At 74.2% G+C, this 26,214-nt stretch carries 3 protein-coding genes; all 3 read left to right on the top strand.

What is annotated here, in order from left to right; all coding sequences use genetic code 11:
- Positions 1–10: 10 nt before the first annotated feature.
- The 3 genes from QF032_RS35470 (at position 11) to QF032_RS35480 (ending at position 26,191) form a co-directional block, all read left to right on the top strand.
- Positions 11–1,078, top strand: a complete 1,068-nt coding sequence (locus tag QF032_RS35470; RefSeq protein WP_306946474.1) for a glucose-1-phosphate thymidylyltransferase — start codon at positions 11–13, stop codon at positions 1,076–1,078.
- Positions 1,075–1,869 carry a futalosine hydrolase gene (locus tag QF032_RS35475; protein ID WP_307059291.1) on the top strand — a complete coding sequence of 265 codons (795 nt, stop codon included), beginning with the start codon at positions 1,075–1,077 and terminating at the stop codon, positions 1,867–1,869. The genes QF032_RS35470 and QF032_RS35475 overlap by 4 nt, the downstream gene beginning before the upstream one ends.
- A gap of 283 nt (positions 1,870–2,152) precedes the next feature.
- A complete protein-coding gene (locus tag QF032_RS35480; RefSeq protein WP_307059293.1) occupies positions 2,153–26,191 on the top strand; it encodes a type I polyketide synthase in 24,039 nt (8,012 codons plus the stop codon).
- The last annotated feature ends 23 nt before the right edge of the window (positions 26,192–26,214 follow it).

Here is a 26,214-nt window from a genome sequence, read left to right on the forward strand (position 1 = left end):
GGATGGAACAGTGAAGGCTCTCGTGCTCGCGGGGGGATCAGGTTCACGACTGCGACCGATCACCCACACGTCCAGCAAGCAATTGGTCCCGGTCGCCAACAAACCGATCCTCTTCTACGGTCTCGAATCCATCGCCGCGGCGGGCATCACCGACGTCGGTGTCATCGTCGGCAGCACCGCCCCGGAGATCGAGGCAGCCGTCGGTGACGGCTCCGCCTTCGGCCTGACCGTCACCTACATCCCGCAGAGCGAACCCCTGGGGCTCGCCCACGCGGTGCTCATCGCCGAATCCTTCCTGGGCGACGACGACTTCGTCATGTACCTCGGTGACAACTTCGTGCTCGACGGCATCACCGACGTCGTCGAGGAGTTCCGCAAGGACCCACGCGACGCCCAGGTGCTGCTCACCCGGGTGAGCAATCCGACGGCCTTCGGCGTGGCGGTCACCGACGACAACGGCAACGTCCTCGTGCTCGAGGAGAAACCGCGCAAGCCGCGCAGCGATCTCGCCGTCGCAGGCGTGTACCTCTTCACGGCGGCCGTCCACGAAGCGGTGCGGGCCGTCCAGCCGTCCCCCCGCGGCGAGTTGGAGATCACCGACGCGCTGCAGTGGATGATCGACCAGGGAATGGAGGTCCGCTCCACGGTCATCACCGGTTACTGGAAGGACACCGGCAACGTCACCGACATGCTGGAGGTCAACCGCACCCTCCTCGAACGCCTCCAGCCCTGCGTCAACGGCTACGTCGACGACGAGAGCGAGATCATCGGACGCGTCCGGATCGAGGCGGGCGCCGAGGTCCGGCGCTCCCGCATCGTCGGTCCCGTGATCATCGGCGCCGGCAGCGTCGTCAGCGACTCGTACGTGGGCCCCTCCACGTCGGTCGCGGAGAACTGCCGTATCTCCCACAGCGAGATCGAGTACTCGATCGTGCTGCGGGAGTCGTCCTTCGACCGGATCCGGCGTGTGGCGGCGTCCCTCGTCGGCCGCAACGTCAAAGTCGCCGTCGCCCCCGGACTGCCTGCCACCCACCGCCTCGTCATAGGCGATCACGGGCACGTCCAGCTCTCGTCATGACCGCCGTACGCCTCCTCGTCGTCACCGCGGTACGAGCCGAACGCGACGCCGTCGCGCGAGGTCTGGGCCCTGCCGCGGCGGTCGAGTGCGGCGCCCTGCCGGGCCGCGAGATGCTCCGGATCGACTGCACCGGGGACGCCTCGTCGGAGCGGGCCGACCGCACGGCGGCGGGGCAGGGTCCCGTCCGTCACCGGCAGCTCGTCGCCGACCTGACGGCAGGGGGAGTGGGCCCCGCCGCCGCGGCCGCGGCGACCGACGCGGCACTCACCGCGGCGGCCGTCCGGGGCGACCGGTACCACCTGGTCGTCTCGACAGGCATCGCGGGGGGCTTCGTGCCGGTCGCCGACGTCGGTTCCGTCGTCGTCGCCGACCGCGTCATCGCCGCCGACCTCGGCTGCGAGACCCCCGACGGATTCCTCTCCATGGACTGCCTCGGCTTCGGAGTCTCCGAGCACGCCTGCGCACCCCACCTCTCCGCCGCCGTCGCCCGGGTCCTCGGCGCCGTCCACGCCCCCGTCCTGACCGTCTCCACCGTCACCGGTACCGCGGAACGCGCCCAGCGTCTACGGCAACGCCACGGAGCCGCGGCCGAGGCGATGGAGGGCTTCGGCGTCGCCGAGGCCGCCGCCGTCCACGGCGTCCCGCTGCTGGAACTGCGCACCGTCTCCAACGCCGTCGGCCCCCGCGACCGCGCCGCCTGGCGCATCCCCGACGCCCTGACGGCACTTCAGGACGCCTTCGCGGTCCTGTACACCGTGCTGGCCCGGGGCGCCCCACCGCCGTACGTCTGAGCAGCCCGGGCCCCGAACTTCCGTGGAAGAAACGGCTGTCCGGGGCCCCGGCACGTCCGGGCCGTCCGACCGGCCATTGCTCCGGCCTGCGTGAATGGCGGCGGGCTCATGATTTCCAAGGGTTTCCCCAGAGAACCCGGCCGGGTGCCGAGAAAGGCTCCCGGGCCGGGTCATGCTGTCCCCACCGCTCGAGGAGTACACCGGCAGTCGGGCGCCCACAGGGCCCGCCGACCACGCGCGGGGACACGTTCCGTCACAGAACCGATCAGCATGGGGGCAGTCCATGACGAATGAAGCGCAGCTTCGGGACTACCTCAAGCGGGTCACCGTGGATCTCCACAACACCCGCCGCCGGTTGCGGCAGCTGGAGGCCCGCGAGCAGGAGCCCGTCGCCATCGTCGGCATGAGCTGCCGCCTGCCCGGCGGCGTCCGCACACCCGACGACTTCTGGGACCTGCTGATCGACGGGGCCGACGCGGTGACCGACTGGCCCGCCGACCGGGGCTGGTCCACCGCGCCCGGCCCGGACCACGGCGCCGCCGGGCGTCGCCGTGGCGGTTTCCTCGACGACGCCGACCGGTTCGACCCCGCCTTCTTCGGCATCTCCCCGCGCGAGGCGCTCGCGATGGACCCGCAGCAGCGTCTGCTGCTCGAAGTGGTCTGGGAAGCCTTCGAGCGTGCCGGCATCGATCCCACCACCCTGCGGGGCAGCCGCTCGGGGGTGTTCGTCGGGTGCAGCGACCAGGGCTACACCTCCGGGCTGCGCGAAATCCCCGACGACGTCCGGGGTCATCTGCTCACCGGCAACTCCATGTCGGTCCTCTCCGGCCGTGTCGCCTACACCCTCGGGCTGGAGGGCCCGGCCGTCACCGTCGACACCGCCTGCTCGTCCTCCCTGGTCGCCCTGCACCTGGCCGCCCAGTCGCTGCGCTCCGGCGAGTGCTCTCTCGCCGTCGTCGGCGGTGTCACCGTCATGTCCAGCCCCGGCGCCTTCGTCGAGTTCGAGCAGCAGGGCGGCCTGGCCGGCGACGGCCGCTGCAAGGCCTTCTCCGACGACGCGGACGGGACGGGCTGGGCCGAGGGCGCCGGGACGATCGTCGTCGAACGGCTCTCCGACGCCCGCCGCAACGGCCATCAGGTGCTGGCGGTGCTGCGCGGCAGCGCGGTCAACCAGGACGGCGCCTCCAACGGCCTCACGGCCCCCAACGGCCTGGCCCAGCAGCGCGTCATCCTCGCCGCCCTCGCCAACGCCGGCCTGCCCGCGTCCGAGATCGACGCCGTGGAGGCCCACGGCACGGGCACCTCGCTCGGCGACCCCATCGAGGCCCAGGCGCTGCTCGCCACCTACGGCCAGGGCCGTACCGCCGACCGGCCGCTGTGGCTCGGCTCGGCGAAATCCAACATCGGCCACACCCAGGCCGCAGCGGGCGTCGTCGGCGTCATCAAGTCCGTCCTCGCGCTACGGCACGGCGTCCTGCCGCCCACCCTGCACGCCGATCGTCCCTCGCACCACGTCGACTGGAGCGCGGGTCACGTCCGGTTGCTCACCGGGCCCGTCGACTGGCCGCACGTCGACCACCCGCACCGAGTCGGAGTCTCCGCGTTCGGCGTCTCCGGCACCAACGCGCACGCCGTCATCGAGCAGGCTCCCGAACCCGCCGCGGACGAGACCACCCCGGAACCGGAACCCCGTACCGCCCTCCCGGTCCTGCCGTGGCTCCTGTCCGCCCGCGACGAGACCGCGCTGCGGGGCCAGGCGGGTCGTCTGGCCGCCCACCTGACCGAGCGCCCGGACACCGACCTCTACGACCTGGCGGCCTCCCTGGCCACCACCCGCACCGCCTTCGAGGCCCGCGCCGTGCTCCAGGGCCACGACCGCGCCGAACTCCTCGCCGGACTCTCCGCGTTGGCCACGGGCGGGCCCGACGCGCGCACCACGATCGGGACGACCCGGGGTGGTCGGACGGCGTTCTTGTTCGCGGGTCAGGGTGCGCAGCGGGTGGGGATGGGGCGTGAGTTGTATGTGTCGTTCCCGGTGTTCGCGGAGGCGTTCGACGCGGTGTGTGCGCAGGTGGGCGGTGGGTTGCGGGACGTCGTGTTCGGTGGGGACGTGGAGCGGCTGGAGCGTACGGAGTGGGCGCAGCCTGCGTTGTTCGCGGTCGAGGTGGCGTTGTTCCGTCTGGTGGAGTCGTTCGGGGTGCGTCCTGATTTCCTGATGGGGCATTCGGTCGGTGAGATCGCTGCCGCGCATGTGGCGGGTGTGTTCTGTCTGGAGGACGCGTGTGCTCTGGTGGTGGCGCGGGGCCGGTTGATGCAGGCGTTGCCCGGGGGTGGCGCGATGGTCGCTCTGCAGGCGTCCGAGGACGAGGTTCTGCCACTCCTGGAGGGCCGTGGGGCGGAGGTGTCGGTCGCTGCGGTGAACGGCCCGCGTGCGGTGGTGATCGCGGGTGTCGAGGCGGCCGTCACCGCGATCGCCGATCAGTTCAGGGCGCAGGGGCGTCGGACTTCTCGTCTGCGGGTGTCGCACGCGTTCCACTCGCCGTTGATGGAGCCGATGCTGGAGGCCTTCCGCACGGTCGCGGAGGGGATCGCCTATGACTCTCCGGTGATTCCGTTGGTGTCGAACGTGTCCGGGCGGCTCGCGGTGGAGGGCGAGTTGGCTTCGGCGGGGTACTGGGTGCGGCATGTGCGTGAGGCGGTGCGTTTCGCCGACGGGATGGGTGTGCTGGCCGGCGAGGGCGTGACCCGTTTCCTGGAGATCGGCCCCGACTCCACCCTCACCGCACTCGCGCAGAACAACGCGGCGGACGACGCGCTGTACGCGCCGGTCCTCCGCAAGGACGGTGAGGAGTCCCGGCACTTCGTGACGGCCCTCGCGCGACTGCATGTGAGCGGCGCGGCGGTGGCGTGGTCCACGCTCCTTCCGGCGGCGCGGACGGTCGAGCTGCCCACGTACGCCTTCCACCGCGACCGGTTCTGGCTGGAGCGTTCCTACGCCGAGGACGGCTCGGCCGTCGCCGTCGACGGCCTGCACCACCGTGTCGTCTGGCGTACGGTCGCCGGCCTGCCCGAGGGCGCGCGGCTGTCCGGGCGCTGGCTGTTCCTGCGGCCCGTGTCGTCGGCCGGCGCGGACGGCTGGGACGGCGCCCTGACCGGCGCACTGCACGACGCCGGTGCGGAACTGGTCGCCGTCGAGCACCACCACAGCGACGGCCGGGCCGAGTTGGCGCGACGTATCGCCGTGGCCGTCGGCGACGCCCCGGTCGCCGGCGTCGTCTCCACCCTCGCCCTGGAGCGCGGGGGGAACGCGGACGTGCCCGACGGTGTTCTCGCGACCACGGTACTCGTCCAGGCCCTCGGAGACGCCGCTGTCCCGGCGCCGCTGTGGACCATGACCCGGGAAGCCGTCACCGCCACGGCCGGCGATCCGGCCCCGGAACCCGACCAGGCCGCCGTCTGGGGCCTGGGACGCGTCGTCGCCCTGGAACACCCCGACCGCTGGGGCGGTCTCGTGGACCTGCCCGCGACCCTGGACCGGCGTTCGGCCGCCCGGCTGGTCACCCTGCTCGCCGACGGCGCGACGGCCGCAGGCCCGCGCGAGGACCAGGTCGCGGTCCGCTCCCGCGGACTCCTGGGCCGCCGCCTGGTTCCGGCCTCTCCCGCATTGGAATCCGCCTGGCAGCCGTCCGGCACGGTGCTGGTGACCGGCGGCACAGGCGCGCTGGGCGCCAGAGTGGCCCGGTGGGCCGCCCGGGCGGGCGCCGCGCACCTGATCCTGGTCAGCCGCAACGGGGACCGGGCGCCGGGCGCCGAGGACCTGCGCGGCGAACTGCTCGACGCCGGCGTCGAAGTGACGTTCGCAGCACTGGATCTGACGAACCGTAAGGCATTGCGCGCGCTGCTCGACGCCCACCCTGTCGACGCGGTCGTCCACACGGCAGGGGTGCTGGAGGACGGCGTCCTCGACGGCCTGACGCCGGCCGCCTTCAAGAAGGTCTTCGCCGCCAAGGCCGCCGGCGCACGCAACCTGGACGAGCTGACCCGCAACCGCGAGCTCTCCGCCTTCGTCCTCTTCTCGTCCTTCGCCGGCACGGTCGGCTCCGCCGGACAGGCCAACTACGCCGCCGCCAACGCCCTGTTGGACGCCCTCGCGGAGCGGCGCAGGAGCGAGGGGCTGCCCGCCACCTCGATCGCCTGGGGGCCGTGGGCAGGCGGCGGCATGGCCGCCGACGCCGACGCGGAGGGCCGGCAGACGAGAGGCGGCGTGGGCCTCCTCGACCCCGACCGGGCCCTGGACGCCCTCGCCGCCGCCGCTGGGGACGCGGCTGCCACGGCCTTCGTGGCCGACGTCGACTGGAGCCGTTTCGGCGCCGCCTTCACAGCGGTCCGGCACAGCTCGTTCCTCGGAGAGGTGTACCGCGCCCCGGTCGGACCCCAGGTCACCGCCGAGACCGTCACGACCGGACTCCAGGCGCGTCTGCGCGGCTTCGCCCCTGAGGCGCGCCTGCGGGAGCTCGTCACAGAGGTCCGCGCCCGGGCCGCGGCGGCACTCGGACACACCGGCACCGAACAGGTCGGCGCGGAGCGGGCCTTCCGCGACCTGGGCGTGGACTCGTTGATCGCGGTGGAGCTGCGCAATGTCCTGGCCTCCGTGTCGGGTGTCGGCCTCCCGGCGACGGTGGTCTTCGACCATCCGACCCCGCAGGCGCTGGCGGCGTTCCTCCACGCCGAGTTGTTCGGGGAGGAGGCCGCCGCTGCCGCCACGTCGTACGGGACCACCGCGATCGCGGTGGACGAGCCGGTGGCGATCGTGGGCATGGCCTGTCGTTTCCCCGGTGGTGTGGAGACCCCGGAGCAGTTCTGGGAGCTGCTCGCGGACGGCCGCGAGGGCATCGGCGACTTCCCCACCGACCGCGGCTGGGACCTCGACCTGCTCTTCGCCCCTGACCCGGACAACCCCTACGCCAGCCACACCGCGCACGGTGGCTTCCTGTCCGATGTCGGTCAGTTCGACGCGGAGTTCTTCGGGGTGTCGCCGCGTGAGGCGTTGGCGATGGATCCGCAGCAGCGGTTGTTGCTGGAGGTGTCGTGGGAGGCGGTGGAGCGGGCGGGGGTGGATCCCCGGTCGTTGCGGGGGAGTCGTACGGGTGTGTTCGTGGGGACGAACGGTCAGGACTATCCGGCGTTGTTGAGTGTGTCGGAGGGTGACTTCGGGGGGTATGTCGGCACGGGGAACGCGGCGAGTGTGGCGTCGGGCCGGGTGTCGTATGTGCTGGGTCTTGAGGGTCCGGCGGTGACGGTGGACACGGCGTGTTCGTCGTCGTTGGTGGCGTTGCATCTGGCGGGGCAGGCGTTGCGGTCGGGGGAGTGTGATCTGGCGCTGGCGGGTGGTGTGACGGTGATGTCGACGCCGGGTGCTTTCGTGGAGTTCGGTCGTCAGGGTGGGTTGGCGGCGGATGGTCGGTGCAGGGCGTTCGGTGAGGGTGCGGATGGTACGGGGTGGGGTGAGGGGGTCGGGGTGCTGTTGGTGGAGCGGTTGTCGGATGCGCGTCGGTTGGGGCATCGGGTGTTGGCGGTGGTGCGGGGTTCGGCGGTGAATCAGGATGGTGCGTCGAATGGGTTGACGGCTCCGAACGGTCCGTCGCAGCAGCGGGTGATTCGTGCGGCGTTGGGGTCGGCGGGGTTGTCGGCGGTGGATGTGGATGTGGTGGAGGCGCATGGTACGGGGACGCGGTTGGGTGATCCGATCGAGGCGCAGGCGCTTCTTGCCGCTTACGGCCAGGGTCGTCCGTCTGGCCGGCCGTTGTGGTTGGGGTCGGTGAAGTCGAATGTGGGTCATACGCAGGCGGCTGCGGGTGTGGCTGGTGTGATCAAGATGGTGCAGGCGTTGCGTCATGGGGTGTTGCCGGCGACGTTGCATGTGGGTGAGCCGTCGTCGCATGTGGACTGGTCGGCCGGGGACGTGCGGCTGCTGACGCAACGGCAGCCGTGGCCCGGGGAGGGTGGGCGTGTGCGGCGTGCGGGGGTGTCGTCGTTCGGTCTGTCCGGCACCAACGCGCACGTCATCCTCGAACAGGCCCCTGCCGAGCCGGTGGACGAGGTTGAGGGGGACGGCGAGGGCGAGGGCGCGGGTGCGGGTGAGGGTCTGCCGGTGGTGCCGTGGGTGCTGTCCGGACGCGGCGCCGACGCTCTGCGCTCACAAGCCGGCCGTCTGCTGGACGCCGTGCGGTCCACCCCCGGCATCGACTGCGCGGAGGTGGGCGCCGCCCTCGTCGCGACGCGTACCGCGTTCGAGGACCGGGCCGTCGTCTGGGGCCGGGACCGCACCGAACTCCTCCACGCCCTCGAAACGTTGGCGGCAGGAGAAGCCGACCCTCATGCCGTCACCGGAACGGTGGGCGAAGGTCGGACGGCGTTCTTGTTCGCGGGTCAGGGTGCGCAGCGGGTGGGGATGGGGCGTGAGTTGTATGTGTCGTTCCCGGTGTTCGCGGAGGCGTTCGACGCGGTGTGTGCGCGGGTGGGCGGTGGGTTGCGGGAGGTTGTGTTCGGTGGGGACGTGGAGCGGCTGGAGCGTACGGAGTGGGCGCAGCCTGCGTTGTTCGCGGTCGAGGTGGCGTTGTTCCGTCTGGTGGAGTCGTTCGGGGTGCGTCCTGATTTCCTGATGGGGCATTCGGTCGGTGAGATCGCTGCCGCGCATGTGGCGGGTGTGTTCTGTCTGGAGGACGCGTGTGCTCTGGTGGTGGCGCGGGGGCGGTTGATGCAGGGGTTGCCCGGGGGTGGCGCGATGGTCGCTCTGCAGGCGTCCGAGGACGAGGTTCTGCCACTCCTGGAGGGCCGTGGGGCGGAGGTGTCGGTCGCTGCGGTGAACGGCCCGTGTGCGGTGGTGATCGCGGGTGTCGAGGCGGCCGTCACCGAGATCGCTGCGGAGTTGAAGGCGCGAGGTCGTCGGACGTCTCGTCTGCGGGTGTCGCACGCGTTCCACTCGCCGTTGATGGAGCCGATGCTGGAGGCCTTCCGTGAGGTCGCGGAGGGGATCGCCTATGGCTCTCCGGTGATTCCGTTGGTGTCGAACGTGTCCGGGCGGCTCGCGGTGGAGGGCGAGTTGGCGTCGGCGGGGTACTGGGTGCGGCATGTGCGTGAGGCGGTGCGTTTCGCCGACGGGATGGGTGTGCTGGCCGGCGAGGGCGTGACGCGGTTCCTGGAGATCGGCCCCGACTCCACCCTCACCGCGCTCGCCCGTGCCGCTCTCGGGGACGGTGTCCTCTGCGTTCCCGTGCAGCGCAAGGGCCGCCCCGAAGTCGACGGCTTGTTCGCGGCGATGGCCGCTCAGTACGCCTGCGGACTTCCCGTCCGCTGGGGCGGGTTCTTCGCCGGCGTGCGCCCCGCGCCGCTGCCCACGTACGCCTTCCAGCGCACCCGGTACTGGCCCGAGGTGAAGAAGAGGGCCCTTGCGGCGACGGACGTGGTGACGGCCGGGGAGGCCGCGTTCTGGGCTGCCGTCGATCAGGGTGACGCCGATGGACTCGCCGGGTTCCTCGGCCTCGGCGGCGGAGAACTGAACGGTGTCGTCCCGGCGCTGACGGAATGGCGGCGTGCTCAGCTCGAACGGACCGCCGTGGATTCGCTGCGCTACCGCGTCCGTTGGGATCGTCTGGCGACGGGAGTCGAGCGGACGGTCAGCGGTCGCTGGCTGCTGCTGCAGGCCGGTGACGACGAGGCACTGCCCGGCATCGAGGAGTTCGTGCCGGGAGTCGAGCGCGTGGTCTGCGCCACCGGCAGGGAACGCACGGTTCTGCGCGATCTGTTCGGCGCGGCCATGGCCGACGGCGTTCCCGTCGCCGGTGTGCTCTCGTGCCTGCCGGGTGTGGACAGCGCGCTTGCCCTGGTGCAGGCCCACGGTGACGCCGGGCTCAGCGCGCGGCTGTGGATCGTCACCAGCGGCGCCGTGGCCGTGGGAGCCGGGACCGAGGCCGCGATCGAGCCCGGAGCAGCCTCCGTGTGGGGCCTCGGGCGGGTCGCCGCGCTCGAACATCCGGATGTCTGGGGTGGTCTGCTCGACCTGCCCGCACGGCCGGACCGACGCGCCCTCGCTCGGGCCGCCGCCGTTCTGGAGGCCGCCGACGAGGACCAGGTGGCGGTGCGCGGCGCCCAGGCCTACGCCCGCAGGCTCGTGCCCGCTCCCGTCCCCGCCGGCACGGGGGAGTGGACGTCCCCGGAACGTGTCCTGATCACCGGCGGCACCGGCGCCCTCGGTGCGCGTGTCGCGCACTGGGCCGTCGGGCGCGGGGCGCGCGAGCTGGTGCTGACCGGCCGTCGTGGGCCCCAGGCGCCCGGCGCGGACGAGCTGCGCGCGCAACTCGCCGAGCTCGGCGCGCGGGTGTCCGTGGTGGCCTGCGACATGGGCGACCGGGACGCGGTCGAGCGGCTCCTCGCCGAGCACCCCGTGGACGCGGTGCTGCACTGTGCGGGCGTCCTCGACGACGACGTCATCGCCGCCTGCTCGCCCGACCGGCTCGCGGCCGTGCTGCGGGCCAAGGCCGTGGCCGCCGACCACCTCGACGAACTGACCCGTGACAGCGGGCTGTCGGCCTTCGTGACGTTCTCCTCGATAGCCGGCGTCTGGGGGAGCGGGGGGCAGGCCGCGTACGCCGCCGCCAACGCCCACCTGGACGCGCTGGTCGAGCGCCGTCGCGCCCGCGGCCTGGCCGGCACCTCCGTGGCCTGGGGGCCGTGGGGCGACACCGGCATGGCCGCCGACGAGGAGGCGGCGAAGCTGCTGATCCGCAGGGGGCTGCGGCCGCTCGATCCCGCTGCCGCGCTGACCTCGCTCGAGTGCGCACTGGCCGGCCGGGACACGACCGTGGTCGTGGCCGACGTGGACTGGGAGCGGTTCCTGGCCGCCTTCACCACCGGCCGTCCCAGCCCTCTGCTCGCCGTGCCGGCCGGCACGGCCGCGGCCCCGGCCGCGGACGGAGCCGTCACGGAGGCGGGCAGCACGCTGCGCGAGCGCCTCGCACCGCTCACCGCGGAGGAGCGCGAGGCCGGCCTGCTCGACCTGGTGTGCCGTCGTGCCGCCGCCGCGCTCGGCCACGCCGACCCGGCCGCGGTCACCGTGGGACGGGCCTTCCGCGACATGGGCTTCGACTCGCTGACCGCGGTCGAACTGCGCGACGACCTCACCGCCGAGACCGGCGTCCCGCTGCCGACCACGCTGGTCTTCGACCATCCCACGCCGCTCGCCGTCGCCGAGCACCTCCGGGACGTGCTGTTCGGGACCGTGGAGGTCCGGCACGAGGTCACGGCGCGGATCGCCGACACCGACCCCGTGGTCATCGTCGGCATGGGCTGCCGGCTGCCCGGTGGCATCGACGGCCCCGACCGGCTGTGGGAGCTGCTGGCCGCGGGCGGCGACACCGTCGGCGGGTTCCCCGAGGACCGCGGCTGGGACCTGACGTCCCTGCTCCAGGTCAGCGACACCCGTTCCGGCGGCTTCCTGACCCGGGCCTCCGCCTTCGACGCCGCGTTCTTCGGCATCAGCCCCCGCGAGGCGCAGGCGCTCGACCCGCAGCAGCGGCTGGTGCTGGAAACCTCCTGGGAGGCGCTGGAGTTCGCCGGCATCGACCCCACCGCGCTCAAGGGCTCGCGCACCGGCGTCTTCGTCGGCGCCGGCAGTTCCGGCTACGCCACCGGTCTGACGGAGATCCCCGAGGGCCTCGGCGGACATCTGCTGACCGGTCAGGCGGGCAGTGTGGTCTCCGGCCGCATCGCCTACTCCCTCGGACTCGAGGGTCCGGCCGTCACCGTCGACACCGCCTGCTCCTCCTCCCTGGTCGCCCTGCACCTGGCCGCGCAGTCGCTGCGGTCCGGCGAGAGCGACCTGGCCCTCGCCGGGGGCGTGACGGTCATGGCCGACCCGGGCGCCTTCGTCGAGTTCAGCCTTCAGGGCGGACTGGCCCCGGACGGCCGGTGCAAGGCGTTCTCTGAGGAGGCCGACGGCACAGGCTGGGCCGAGGGTGTCGGCATCCTCGTCGTGGAGCGGCTGTCCGACGCGCGGCGCAACGGTCACCGTGTGCTGGCCGTCGTCGAGGGGACCGCCGTCAACCAGGACGGCGCGTCCAACGGTCTGACCGCCCCCAACGGGCCGTCGCAGCAGCGGGTCATCCGGCAGGCGCTGGCGGCGGCGGGGCTGTCCCCCAAGGACGTGGACGCCGTGGAGGCGCACGGCACCGGAACCACCCTCGGCGACCCCATCGAGGCCCAGGCGCTGATCGCGGCCTACGGCCAGGACCGCGACGAGGACCGGCCGCTGTGGCTGGGCTCCGTCAAGTCCAACCTGGGCCACACCCAGGCCGCGGCCGGAGCCGTCGGCGTCATCAAGATGGTCCTCGCCCTGCGCAACGGGATGCTGCCGGCCACCCTGCACGCCGGCCGCCCCTCCTCCCGCGTCGACTGGAACACCGGTCGGGTCCGCCTCCTGGACGAGGCCGTGGCCTGGCACGCCGGCGACCGAACCCGCCGTGCCGGTGTCTCCGCGTTCGGCGTCTCCGGCACCAACGCACACGTCGTCCTCGCCGAACCGGCCGCTGCCGGGCGCGAGCCGAGTGCCCCCCGCCCCGGCGGAACGGACCGCCAACGGACCGCGCTGCCGTGGCTGTTGGCGGCGCGCAGCGCGCCCGCCCTGCGTGACCAGGCGAGCCGCCTCCTCGCCCACCTGGAACAGCGCCCGCTTCTGGACGCCGCCGACGTCGCCCACTCGCTCGCCTTCACGCGCGCGCCGCTCGAACACCGCGCCGTCGTCACCGGCTCCGACCGCGCCGCACTGCTGGCCGGACTCCGTGCGCTCGCCTCGGGAGAGACGAACCCCGCCGTGGTCACCGGGGACACCCTGAGCGGGGGCGGCACCGCGTTCCTGTTCGCCGGACAGGGCACCCAGCGCCCGGGGATGGGCCGCGGGCTGCACGACGCGTTCCCCGTGTACGCCGACGCCTTCGACGCCGTCTGCGGGCACTTCGACGGGCTCCTCGCACGGCCTCTCGCCGAGATGGTGCACGAGGGCGACGCCGACACCCTGAACCGCACCGAGTACGCCCAGCCCGCCCTGTTCGCCGTGGAGGTCGCCCTCTTCCGCCTCCTGGAGTCGTTCGGGGCGCGGCCCACCCACCTGATCGGCCACTCCGTGGGCGAGATAGCCGCCGCCCACGTGGCCGGGGTGTTCAGCCTGCCCGACGCCTGCCGCCTGGTCGCCGCCCGCGGCAGGCTGATGCAGGCGCTGCCCGAGGGCGGCGCGATGATCGCCCTCCAGGCGTCCGAGGACGAGGTCCTGCCGCTGCTCGCCGGGTGCGAGGAGGCCATCGGGGTGGCGGCCGTCAACGGACCCCGGTCCGTGGTCGTCTCCGGCGACGAGGACGCCGCTCTCGCCGTCGCCGCCCACTTCGCGGCGCAGGGCCGCAAGACCACCCGGCTGCGGGTCGGTCACGCCTTCCACTCGCCGCGCATGCAGCCGATGCTCGACGACTTCCGGGCCGTCGCGGACACCGTCGCCTACACCGAGCCGCACATCCCCGTCGTCTCCGACCTCACCGGCCGCGTCGCCGAACCCGGCCAGCTGACGGACGCCGCGTACTGGGTGCGGCACGTGCGGCACGCCGTACGGTTCGCCGACGCGGTCGCCGCCCTGGAGGAGCAAGGCGTCGTCCGCCTCGTCGAACTCGGCCCCGACACCACCCTGACCGCCCTGGCACAGGGATCCTGGCAGGGCGGCGCGCCGCTCGCCGTGCCCACGCTGCGCGACGACCGCGACGAGGCGGAGACGTTCCTGACCGCGGTCGGCGCCCTGCACGCCCACGGCGCACCCGTCGACCGGCGCGCCGTGCTCGACGCCGCCGCGCCCGGCGCCCGCCCGGTGGAGCTGCCCACCTACGCCTTCCAGCACCGCCCGTACTGGATCGAGGCGGGGGCGGCGGGGGGCGACCCGGCCGCCGCCGGACTCATGCCCGCGGGCCACCCCCTGCTCGGCGCGGTCGTCCCGTCCGCCGTCGACGACTCCCTGCTGTTCACCGGCCGCCTCGGCACCCGGGCCGCGAGCTGGCTCGCCGCCCACCGTATCGGCGGCACGGCCGTCGTCCCGAGCACCGCCTTCCTCGAGCTCGCCCTCGCCGTCGGCGCCCACGCGGGCTGCCCGCAGGTTCGGGAACTGGTCCTGGAACGCCCGCTGTCACTGCCCGAGCACGACGCCGTCGCCCTGCAGATCCGCGTGGACGCGCCCGACGCCCGAGGCGATCGTGCCTTCGCCGTCCACGCACGCCCGGCCGCCGACACCGGCGCCGCGTGGAACCGGCACGCCACCGGTGTCCTCACGGCGCAGACCGAACCGGCCCCGGACCACGACCTGACGGCATGGCCGCCGCCCGGCGCCGAGGAACTGGACACCCGGGGGCTGTACACGCGGCTGCGGGAGGCCGGTCTCGACTACGGGCCCGTCTTCCAGGGCCTGACGGCAGCCTGGCGGGACCGGACCGCCGTGTACGCCGAGGTCGCGCTCCCCGAGTCCGCCACGGCCGACGCCGGCCGCCACGACCTGCACCCGGCCCTGCTCGACGCCGCCCTGCACCCGCTCGGCCTCGGGACGTTCGACGGCCTGGGCGAGGGCCGCGTGCTGTTCTCCGCGGGCGCGGTCCGGCTGTTCGCCACCGGCGCCACGACGCTCCGCGTCCGCCTGGAACGCAGCGGGGCGGACACACTGTCCCTCACCGCAGCCGACGCGGTCGGCGACCCCGTTCTCACCGTCGGGTCGCTGCTGCTGCGGCCGGTACCCGGGGCGACCGCGACCTCCGCGGCCGCCGCCCGCCCGCAGAGCGCGCCCGTCGCGGAACCGGGCCGCCGCCGGGCCGCCGCCCGCACCCAGCCCCCCGGGAGCCTCCTCGAACGGCTCGCCGGCCGGCCGGCCGCGGAACGCGAGCGCTCACTCCTCGCCACCGTCCGGGACCGGGTCGCCGCCGTACTCGGCCACAGCGGTCCCGACGAGGTCGAACCCGCCAGACCCTTCACCGACCTCGGCCTCACCTCCCTGACCGCGGTCGAACTGCGCAACGCCCTCAGCGCCGCCCTCGGCGTCACCCTGCCCGCCACCCTCGTCTTCGACCATCCGACGCCGGCCGTCCTCGCCCGGCACCTCGCCGACGACCTGTTCGGCGCCGCCGTCGCCGGAGTGCCCGCCCGCGTCCGCCGTGCCGTCGACGACGACCCGATCGCGGTCGTCGGCATGGCCTGCCGCTACCCCGGCGGCATCGCCGGGCCCGAGGACCTGTGGGACCTGGTGCGCGCCGGAGTGGACGGCATCTCGCCCCTGCCCACCGACCGCAACTGGAATCCCGAGCGGCTCTACCACCCCGACCCCGACCACCCGGGCACGGTCTACACCCGGGAAGGCGGCTTCCTCCACGACGCGAGCAGCTTCGACCCGGCGTTCTTCGCGATCAGTCCGCGCGAGGCCCTCGCCATGGACCCCCAGCAGCGTCTGCTCCTCGAGGTGTCCTGGGAGGCCCTGGAGCGCGCAGGCGTCGACCCCGTCGCCGCCCGCGGCTCCGACACCGGCGTCTTCGCCGGCGTCACCTACCAGGACTACGTGACGATCCTCGCCGCTTCCGACGACAACTTCGAGGGCTACGTCGGCACCGGCAACTCACCCAGCGTGCTGTCCGGCCGCATCTCCTACGCCCTCGGTCTGGAAGGCCCGGCCGTCTCCGTCGACACCGCCTGCTCCTCCTCCCTGGTCGCCCTGCACCTGGCCGCCCAGTCGCTGCGCCAGGGAGAGTGCGAGCTCGCCCTGGCCGGCGGCGTCACCGTGATGTCGACGCCGGGCTCGCTCATCGAGTTCAGCCGTCAGCGCGCCCTCGCGGAGGACGGCCGCTGCAAGCCGTTCTCCGCGGACGCCGACGGCGCGAGCTGGGCCGAGGGCGTCGGCATGATCGTCCTGGAACGCCTCTCCGACGCGCGCCGCAACGGTCACCAGGTGCTCGCCGTCGTCCGCGGATCCGCCCTCAACCAGGACGGCGCGTCCAACGGTCTGACCGCCCCCAACGGGCCGTCGCAGCAGCGGGTCATCCGGCAGGCACTGGCGGCGGCGGGGCTGTCCCCCAAGGACGTGGACGCCGTGGAGGCGCACGGCACCGGAACCACCCTCGGCGACCCCATCGAGGCCCAGGCGCTGATCGCGGCCTACGGTCAGGACCGCGACGAGGACCGGCCGCTGTGGCTGGGCTCGTTGAAGTCCAACATCGGGCACAGCCAGGCCGCCGCGGGCGTCGGCGGCGTCATCAAGATGGTCATGGCCCTGCGCGAAGGGATCCTGCCGCGCACCCTGTACGCGGACGACCCGACCCCGCACGTCGACTGGAGCGCCGGTCAGGTCCGGCTGCTGAGCGAGGAACGACCCTGGCCCGTCACCGGCCGCGCCCGCCGCGCCGGGGTGTCCTCCTTCGGTATGAGCGGCACCAACGCGCACGTCATCGTCGAGCAGGCCCCCGACGCGCCGGCGTTGCCCGCCGAGCGGGCCGCGCTGCCCGCCGTCCCCGTGCTGCTGTCCGCCCGCACGCCCGCCGCGCTGCGCGCCCAGGCCGTCCGGCTGCGCGCCCACCTGCGTGCCCGGCCCGGCACCTCGCTCACCGACCTCGGCTACACCCTCGCCGTCGGCCGTGCCTCCTTCGCCCACCGCGCCGCCGTCCTGGCCGACGACGCGGACCGGCTCGCCGAGACGCTCGCCGCGCTCGCCGCCGACGGACCGCTCAGCGCGCCGGCGGTGGTCGGCGCGGCCGTCCCCGGAGGCGACGACCCCGTGCTGGTCTTTCCGGGACAGGGCGCCCAGTGGGTCGGCATGGCACGCGAACTCCTCGACGAATCAACGGTGTTCGCCGAGTGGATCGACCGGTGCGAGCAGGCGCTCGCCCCGCACGTCGACTGGTCCCTGACGGCGGTGCTGCGGGGCGACGAGGACGGCGCCGACCTCGGCCGCGTCGACGTCGTCCAGCCCGCCCTGTGGGCCGTCATGGTGGCGACCGCCGCCCTGTGGCGGGCTCACGGCGTCCGTCCGGCCGCCGTCGTCGGACACTCCCAGGGCGAGATCGCGGCCGCGTGCGTCGCCGGCGCCCTGAGTCTGGAGGACGGCGCCCGCGTCGTCGCCCTGCGCAGCCGGGCCATCACCGCGATCGCCGGCGCCGGGGGCATGATGTCCGTGCCGCTGCCGGCCGACGACACCCGCGCCCGCATGGCGCCGTGGGCGGACCGGCTCGCCGTCGCGGCCGTCAACGGACCCGCGTCCGTCGTCGTCTCCGGCGAGGCCGGCGCGCTGGACGAACTGCACGCCGCGCTCACCGGTGACGGCATCCGGGCCCGCAAGGTCAACGTGGACTACGGGTCGCACTCCGCGCAGGTCGAGGCGATCCGGGACACCGTCCTCGCCGCACTGGACGGCATCACGCCGCGGGAGGCGGACATCCCCTTCCGCTCCTCCCTCACCGGCGACTGGATCGACACCACCGCGCTGACCGCCGACTACTGGTACGCCAACCTGCGCGAGACCGTCCGCTTCGAGGAGGCCGTGCGCGGCCTGATCGCCGCCGGACACCGCACCTTCGTCGAGGTCGGACCGCATCCCGTGCTCGCCGTCGGACTGCGTGACACCCTCGAAGCGGCCGGAACGGACGGCGCCGTCCTCGGCTCCCTGCGACGCGAGCGGGGCGACCTCCGGCAGTTCCTCCACGCGCTCGCCGAGGCCCACGTGCACGGCGTCGGCATCGACTTCGAAGCCCTCTTCGCCGGCACCGGCGCCACCCGCACCGACCTGCCCACCTACCCGTTCGAGCACCGGCGTTACTGGCCGAACCTGCGGGAGGCGGTCGCCGCCGACCTCGCCGCCGACGGCGGGCTCACGGCCGACTCCGTCGAGGCCCGCTTCTGGCAGACCGTGGAGCAGGAGGACCTGGAGAGCCTGACCGACGCCCTCGACCTGCCCGCCGACGCCCCGCTCAGCACCGTGCTGCCCGCGCTGGGCAGCTGGCGGCGCGCCCGCCGGGCACTGGCCACCACCGACGCCCTGCGCTACCGCGTCGCCTTCACGCCGCTCGACCCCGGGCCGTCCGCCCTCACCGGAACCTGGCTGCTGCTCGCCCCCGCCGACGCCGCCGGCCACACCGCGGTCGCCGACGCGGTCGCCGACGCGCTGGCCGCGGGCGGCGCCGGCACGGTCCGGCGGATCGTCCTGCCGGACGGCGACGCCGACCGGGCCACCCTCGCGGGCCTCCTCACCGCCGACCAGGACACGGGACGCGTCGACGGCCTGCTCTCCCTGCTCGCACTCGACACCCGCGACCACCCCGCCCACCCCGCCGTCCCGATCGGTCTCGCCTCGACGCTCGCCCTGGTGCAGGCACTCGGCGACCTCGGCGTCGACGCACCCCTGTGGTGCGCGACCCGTGGCGCCGTCGCGGTGGGCGCGGCCGACCCCGCGCCGGACGCCTCCCAGGCCCTCGTCTGGGGCTTCGGCCGGGTCGCCGCCATGGAGCACGCCGAGCGCTGGGGCGGTCTGATCGATCTGCCCGCCGACCTCGACGCCCGCTCCGCCGCCCGCCTGACCGCCGTCCTCGCCCACCCCGGCCAGGAGGACCAGATCGCGCTGCGCGCCACGGGCGCCCACGGCCGCCGGCTGGTCCACGCCCCGGGCGCGGACGTCCTTGCCGAGCCCTGGAAGCCCCGCGGAACCGTCCTGGTCACCGGGGGCACGGGAGCCCTGGGCGGTCACGTCGCCCGTTGGCTCGCCGACCGCGGCGCGACCCGCCTCGTGCTGGCGGGCCGCCGCGGCGCCGACGCGCCGGGCGCCGTCGGCCTGCGGGACGAACTCACCGCCCGGGGAGTCGACGTCACCCTCGCGGCCTGTGACGTGTCCGACCGGACCGCCCTCGCCCGCCTGCTCGCCGCACTCCCCGCGGACCAGCCGCTGGACGCGGTGTTCCACGTCGCCGGCGCCCTCGACGACGGTGTGATCGAATCGCTCGGCGCCGACCGTATGGAACCGGTCCTGCGCGGCAAGGCCACCGCCGCCCGGGCCCTGCACGAACTCACCCGCGACCTCGGTCTCTCCGCCTTCGTCATGTTCTCCTCCACCGCGGGCGTCCTGGGCGGCGCGGGACTCGGCAACTACGCTCCCGGCAACGCGTATCTCGACGCCCTCGCCGCCGAACGCCGAGCCGCCGGCCTTCCCGCCACGGCCGTCTCCTGGGGCCTGTGGGCCGAGGGCGGCATGGTGGGAGACGCCGCCGGCGACCGCATGCGCCGTTACGGAGTGCACCCCATGGGCACCGCCGAGGCCTGCGAGGCCCTCGGCCGTGCCCTCGACCTCGGCGACACCCACGTCGTCGTCACCGACCTGCGCTGGGACACCTACGCGCTGTCTTTCACCGCCCCGCGGCCGACCCGTCTCCTCGACGAACTCCCCGCCGCACGGCGGGCGTTGCAGACCGCGCCGCAGGACGCGACGGTGGCGGCCGAGGTGTCGTCGCTCCACGCCCACCTGACGGCCCTGCCCGACTACGAACGGGCCGGCGCCGCCCTGGAGATCGTGCGCGGACATGTCGCGAGCGTCCTCGGATACCCCTCGGCCGACGCCGTCGAACCCGAACGTCCCTTCACCGACCTCGGCATCGACTCGCTCAGCGCCATCGAACTGCGCAATGGCATGAACCGCGTCACCGGCCTGCGCCTGCCGAGCACCCTCGTCTTCGACCACCCCGACTGCCGGGCGCTGGCCGACTTCCTGCTCACCCAGGTCGCCGACGACACCGCACCCGCCGCGCCGGACGAAGCCCCGCGCCGCACCGTGGCCGACGACGACCCGATCGCCGTCGTCGCCATGGGCTGCCGGTTCCCCGGCGGCATCAGCACCCCCGACCAGCTGTGGCGGATGCTCCTGGACGGCGAAGAGGGCCTCGTCCCCTTCCCCGAGGACCGCGGCTGGGATCTCGACGCCCTCTATCACCCCGAGCCCGGGAAGGCCGGCGCCGTCTACACCCGGACCGGCGGATTCCTCAGCGACGCGGGCGGATTCGACCCGGCGTTCTTCAACATCTCGCCGCGCGAGGCCGTGGCGATGGACCCCCAGCAGCGGCTCCTGCTGGAAATGGCGTGGGAGACGTTCGAGCGGGCGGGGATCGATCCGCGGTCGCTGCGCGGCAGCCGGACCGGAGTGTTCGCCGGCACCAACGGCCAGGACTACACCGGAATGCTCGCCGCATCGGGCGAGGACTTCGAGGGCTACATGCTCACCGGCAACGCCGCCAGCGTCGTCTCCGGCCGGCTGTCCTACACCTTCGGGCTGGAAGGCCCGGCGGTCACCGTGGACACCGCCTGCTCCGCCTCCCTCGTGGCCCTGCACCTCGCCGCACAGTCCCTGCGCAGCGGCGAATGCGACCTCGCCCTCGCCGGCGGCGTCACGGTCATGGCCTCACCCGGTCTGTTCGTGGACTTCAGTCGTCAGCAGGGGTTGGCGGTGGACGGTCGGTGCAAGGCGTTCGCTGAGGCGGCGGACGGGACGGGGTTCTCGGAGGGGGGTGGTCTGCTGTTGGTGGAGCGGTTGTCCGATGCGCGTCGGCTGGGGCATCCGGTGTTGGCGGTGGTGCGGGGTTCGGCGGTGAATCAGGATGGTGCGTCGAACGGGTTGAGTGCGCCGAACGGTCCGTCGCAGCAGCGGGTGATCCGGGCGGCGTTGGCGGACGCGGGTGTGTCCGCGGTGGATGTGGATGTGGTGGAGGCGCACGGTACGGGGACGCGGTTGGGTGATCCGATCGAGGCGCAGGCGTTGCTGGCGACCTATGGTCAGGGGCGTTCGGTGGATCGGCCGTTGTGGTTGGGGTCGGTGAAGTCGAATGTGGGTCATACGCAGGCGGGTGCGGGTGTGGCGGGTGTGATGAAGATGGTGCTGGCGATGCGGTCGGGTGTGGTGCCGGCGACGTTGCATGTGGATGAGCCGTCGTCGCATGTGGACTGGTCGGCGGGTGCGGTGGAGTTGGTGAGGGCGGCGCGGGTCTGGGAGGAGGAGGGCGGGCGTCCGCGGCGTGCGGGTGTGTCGTCGTTCGGTATCAGCGGCACGAACGCGCACGTCATCCTGGAGGGCGTCGCCGAGGCACCGCACGACACGTCCGACGCCGGCGACGCGGACGCCCCGCCCGCCCCCTGGGTCCTCACCGCACGCAGCCGTGACGCCCTGCGCGACCAGGCGGCCCGACTCCTCGAGCACCTGCGGGAGTCGCCCGACACGAGCGTCGCCGACATCGGCCTGTCACTCGCCGCGACCCGCACCGCCTTCGAACACCGCGCCGTCGTCCTCGGCGCCGACCGGACGGCGCTGACCGACGGACTGCGGCTGATCGCCTCCGGCGAGAGCGGACCGCACATCGTCACCGGCGTCCGCCGCGGCGAGGGCAGGACCGCCTTCCTCTTCTCCGGACAGGGCGCCCAGCGCCCGGGCATGGGACGCGGACTGTACGAAGCGTTCCCGGTCTACGCGGACGCCTTCGACGCCGTCTGCGCCCACCTCGGCGACGAACTGCGCGACCTCGTCCTCGGCGGCGAAGCCGAGCAGCTGGGCCGCACCGAGTGGACCCAGCCCGCGCTGTTCGCCGTCGAAGTGGCCCTGTACCGCCTGCTGGAGTCGTGGGGCGTCCGCCCGGACCACGTCGCCGGCCACTCCGTCGGCGAGATCGCCGCGGCCCATGTCGCCGGAGTGTTCTCCCTGAAGGACGCCTGCGCCCTGGTCACCGCCCGCGGCCGGCTCATGCAGGAACTCCCCCCAGGGGGCGCGATGTTCGCGCTCGAAGCCACCGAGGACGAGGTACGGCCCCTGCTGGAGGGGCTCCGCGACGCGGGCATCGCCGCGGTGAACGGCCCGCGTTCGGTGGTCGTCTCGGGCGCCGAGGACTCGGTCACCGGCATCGCGGCGCGCCTCGCCGCCGACGGGCGACGCACCACCAGGCTGCGGGTCAGCCACGCCTTCCACTCCCCGCTCATGGAGCCGATGCTCGACGCGTTCCGCGAGGTCGCCGCGGGCATCGCCTACGAGGCGCCCCGGATGGCGGTGGTCTCCCACGTCACCGGGAGCGCCGCCGGCGGCGAACTCCAGGACCCGGAGTACTGGGTGCGCCATGTACGGGAGGCCGTCCGCTTCGCCGACGGCGTCCGCTGGCTCGCCGAGCACGGTGTCGACCGGTTCCTGGAGGTCGGCCCCGACGGCACCCTCACCGCGATGGCGCAGAGCTGCCTGCCGGACGCCGAAGGCGTCCTCCTCGTGCCGTCGCTGCGCAAGGACCGCGCCGAGCGCGAGACGCTGCTCGACGCCGTCGCCCAGGCCTTCACGCACGGCCTGCCGGTGGACTGGCCGCGACTGTTCGACGGCGCCGCCGCCCGCACCGTGCAGCTGCCCACGTACCCCTTCCAGCGCCGGCGCTTCTGGCCCAGGCCGCCCCGGCTCCTCGGCGACGTCACCTCCGCCGGGCTGGGCGCGAGCAGCCACCCCCTGCTCGGCGCGGCCGTGGAACTGGCCGACGGCGACACCCATGTCCTCACCGGCCGGCTCGCGCTCGGCAGCAGCCCGTGGCTCAGGGACCACGCGCTCACCAGCACCGCCCTGTTCCCGGCGACCGGGTTCCTCGACCTGGCCCTGCACGCCGGCGCCCGGACCGGCTGCGAACAGGTCGCGGAGCTGACGATCCTGGCCCCGCTCACCCTGCCCGCCCAGGGCGGCGTCCAGGTCCAGGTACGGGTGGAGGCCCCGGACGCCACCGGCGCCCGCCCCCTGACCGTGCACGGCCGGCCCGACGCCGCCGAGGCCGGCACACCGTGGACCCTGCACGCCGGCGGTCTGCTCACCGCCGCCGCCGAACCGGCGGCCGCACCGTACGACTTCACCGTCTGGCCTCCCGAGCACGGCACGGAGGTCCCGCTCGACGGCTTCTACGAGGCGTTCGCCGACCGCGGCCACCTCTACGGCCCGCTGTTCCAGGGGCTGACCCGGGTCTGGACGCGCGGCGACGAGGTGTTCGCCGAGGTCGAGCTGCCCGCGGACGCCGCCCCGGCCGCCGACGCCTTCGACCTGCACCCGGCTCTGCTCGACGCCGCGCTGCACGCCGTGATGTTCGTGCCCATGAAGGACGCCGGACGGCTGCCCTTCTCGTGGAGCGACGTGCGCCTGGACGCCGTCGGCGCCTCGGCGCTGCGGCTGCGGATGGTCCAGGAAGGCCCGGAGGCCGTCGGCCTCGCCCTCGCCGACCCGACGGGCCGCCCGGTCGGATCGGTCGGCTCGCTCACCCTGCGCGAGCTGACCGGCGATCTGGCGGGCTCCACCGTCGGAGCCGCGGACCGTCAGGGCCTGTACGAACTGGACTGGCAGCCGGTGGCCGCGCCGGCCGCCGTCGCGCCGGCCGCCTGGACGATCGTCGGCGCGGACGAGGCGGAGGCACTGGCCGGCGCCCTGCGCGCCGCCGGTCACACCGTGCGCCGCGTCCCAGGCCTCGACGCCCTGGCGGAGGCCGGGGCGGTGCCCGACACCGTCCTGTACGCCGTGCCCGTCACGGCGGACGTCCCGGGCGACGCCGCAGGTCTCGTCGACGCGACCCGCGCGACCCTCGCCGAGGCTCTCGCCGTCGTCCGGCAGTGGGCGGACGACCCGGTGTTCGCGCACGCCCGGCTCGCCGTCGTCACCCGTGACGCCGTCCCCGCGGACCCCCGGCCGGCCGACCCGGCGCAGGCCGCGGTCTGGGGCCTCGTGCGGGCCGCCCGCACCGAGAACCCGGGCCGTTTCGTCCTCGCCGACACCGACGGCGGCGACGCCTCGGCGGGGGCACTGCCCGCCGCGCTCGGCGACACCGCGTTCGAACTCGTCGTCCGGGACGGGACGGTGGCCGCACCGCACATCGTCCCGCTGGCCGCCGACCGCGCCCTCCTCCCGCCCGCCGGCGCCGGCGCCTGGCGGCTCGGCGTGGAACACAAGGGCAGCCTGGACGGCCTGCGTCTCGAGGCCTGCCCGGAGGCCGACGCGGCGCTCGCCCCCAACGAGGTGCGCATCTCGATGCGCGCCGCCGGCGTCAACTTCCGCGACGTCCTCACCGCGCTCGGCATGTACCCCGGCGACGCCACCGCGATCGGCCTGGAGGGCGCCGGCGTGGTCACCGGGGTCGGCGCCGAGGTGACGGTCCTCGCCCCCGGGGACCGGGTGATGGGCATGTTCGCCGGCGCCTTCGGGCCCGTCGCGGTCGCCGACGCCCGGATGGTCACGCGGATCCCGAAGGGCTGGAGCTTCGCCGAGGCCGCGACCGTCCCCATCGCCTACCTCACCGCCTACTACGCGCTGGTCGACCTCGCCGGACTCGAGCCCGGCGAGAGCGTGCTCGTGCACGCGGCGGCCGGCGGCGTCGGCTCGGCCGCCGTCCAGCTCGCCAGGCACCTCGGCGCCGAGGTCTACGGAACCGCCTCACCCGCCAAGTGGGACGCGCTGCGCGCCGCCGGCCTCGACGACGCCCATACCGCCTCCTCCCGCGACCTCGGCTTCGAGGAGCGGCTGCGCACCGCCACCGGCGGCCGCGGTTTCGACGTCGTCCTCGACTCGCTGGCCCGGGAGTTCGTCGACGCCTCCCTGCGGCTGCTGCCGCGCGGCGGCCGCTTCCTGGAGATGGGCAAGACCGACGTACGCGACGCCGGACAGATCGCCGCCGATCATCCCGGCGTCGTCTACCGGGCGTTCGACCTGGTCGAGGCCGGCCCCGACCGGATCGGCGAGATCCTGGCCGACCTGGCCGACCTGTTCGGCCGCGGCGTTCTCAGGCCGCTGCCGATGGCCGTATGGGACGTGCGCAGGGCACCCGACGCCTTCCGGTTCGTCAGCCAGGCACGGCACATCGGCAAGGTCGTGCTGACCCTGCCGGCCGAGCCCGACCCGGCCGGCACGGTCCTGCTGACCGGCGGACTCGGCGGACTCGGCCGCATCACAGCCCGTCACCTCGTCGCAGAGCACGGTGTACGGCACCTGCTGATCGCCGGCCGGCGCGGCCCGGACGCGCCCGGCGCCGCCCAACTGCGCGACGAACTCGCCCGGTTGGGAGCCGACGTCACGGTGGCCGCCTGCGACGTGGCCGACCGCACCGCGCTCGCCGCGCTCCTCGCGGGCGTCCCCGCCGACCGGCCGCTGACGGCCGTGGTCCACACCGCGGGTGTCCTCGCGGACGGCGTGCTGTCCTCGATGACACCGGACCGACTGGACGAGGCGCTGCGTCCCAAGGCCGACGCCGTGATCGCGCTGCACGAACTGACCCGCGACCTCGACCTCGCCCGGTTCGTGGTCTTCTCCTCCGTCGCCGGCACGTTCGGCGGAGCGGGACAGGCCAACTACTCGGCCGCCAACGCCTTCCTGGACGCCTTCGCACAGCACCGCCGATCCCAGGGCCTGCCCGCCGTGTCGCTCGCCTGGGGCAGCTGGCTGCCCGAGGCGGGCATGACCGGAGAACTCGGCGACGCCGACCGCGAACGGCACGCCCGTACCGGCATGGTGCCGCTCGACGCCACCACCGGCATGCGGCTCCTGGACGCCGCCGCCGGCACCGACCGGGCCGCACTGCTGCCGATGGACCTGGACCCGGCCGCGCTGCGCGAACACCACGACGTCCTGCCGGTGCTCCTGCGCGGCCTGGTCCGCACCCCCGCCCGGCGCCGCGCCACGGCTGCCGGGACCGCTCAAGTCACGGGGACTCCTCAGTCGCTGGCCGACCGGCTGGCTCCGCTGTCCTCCGCGGACCGCGACCAGCTCCTCCTCGACGTGGTCGCCGAGCAGGCCGCCGCCGTCCTCGGACACGGCTCGGCGGCCGACATCGATCCCGAACAGACCTTCCAGGAGCTGGGCTTCGACTCACTGACGGCGGTCGAGCTGCGCAACCGGCTCGGCGCCGCCACCGGCCTGCGGCTGCCCGCCACCCTCGTCTTCGACTACCCGACCGCCCTGGCCCAGGCCCGGTACCTGCTGAACGAACTGCCCCTGCCCGAGCCGCCCGGCACCGCGCAGGCCCTCCTCGCGGAGATGGACCGCCTGGAGGGCTCCCTGGCGGACGCCGACATGGCCGGTGAGGACCACGAGAAGGTCACCGCCCGGCTGCGCGAGCTGCTCTCCCGCTGGCAGGGCGAACCCGTCGTGGCCGCCGCCGTCCCCGCCGCACGGGACGACGAGCTCGCCGACGTCGAGACGGCGGGCGACCTCTTCGACCTGATCGACCGCGAGCTGGGGGACGCATGAGCACCCCGCAGGTCCTCCGCACG

The organism is Streptomyces achromogenes (genome assembly GCF_030816715.1).
GTDB lineage: Bacteria > Actinomycetota > Actinomycetes > Streptomycetales > Streptomycetaceae > Streptomyces > Streptomyces achromogenes_A.

Bases quoted from the DNA above. Each gene is read 5' to 3' on its own strand.
- QF032_RS35475 (WP_307059291.1), top strand. From the start codon at position 1,075: ATGACCGCCGTACGCCTCCTCGTCGTCACCGCGGTACGAGCCGAACGC.
- QF032_RS35480 (WP_307059293.1), top strand. From the start codon at position 2,153: ATGACGAATGAAGCGCAGCTTCGGGACTACCTCAAGCGGGTCACCGTG.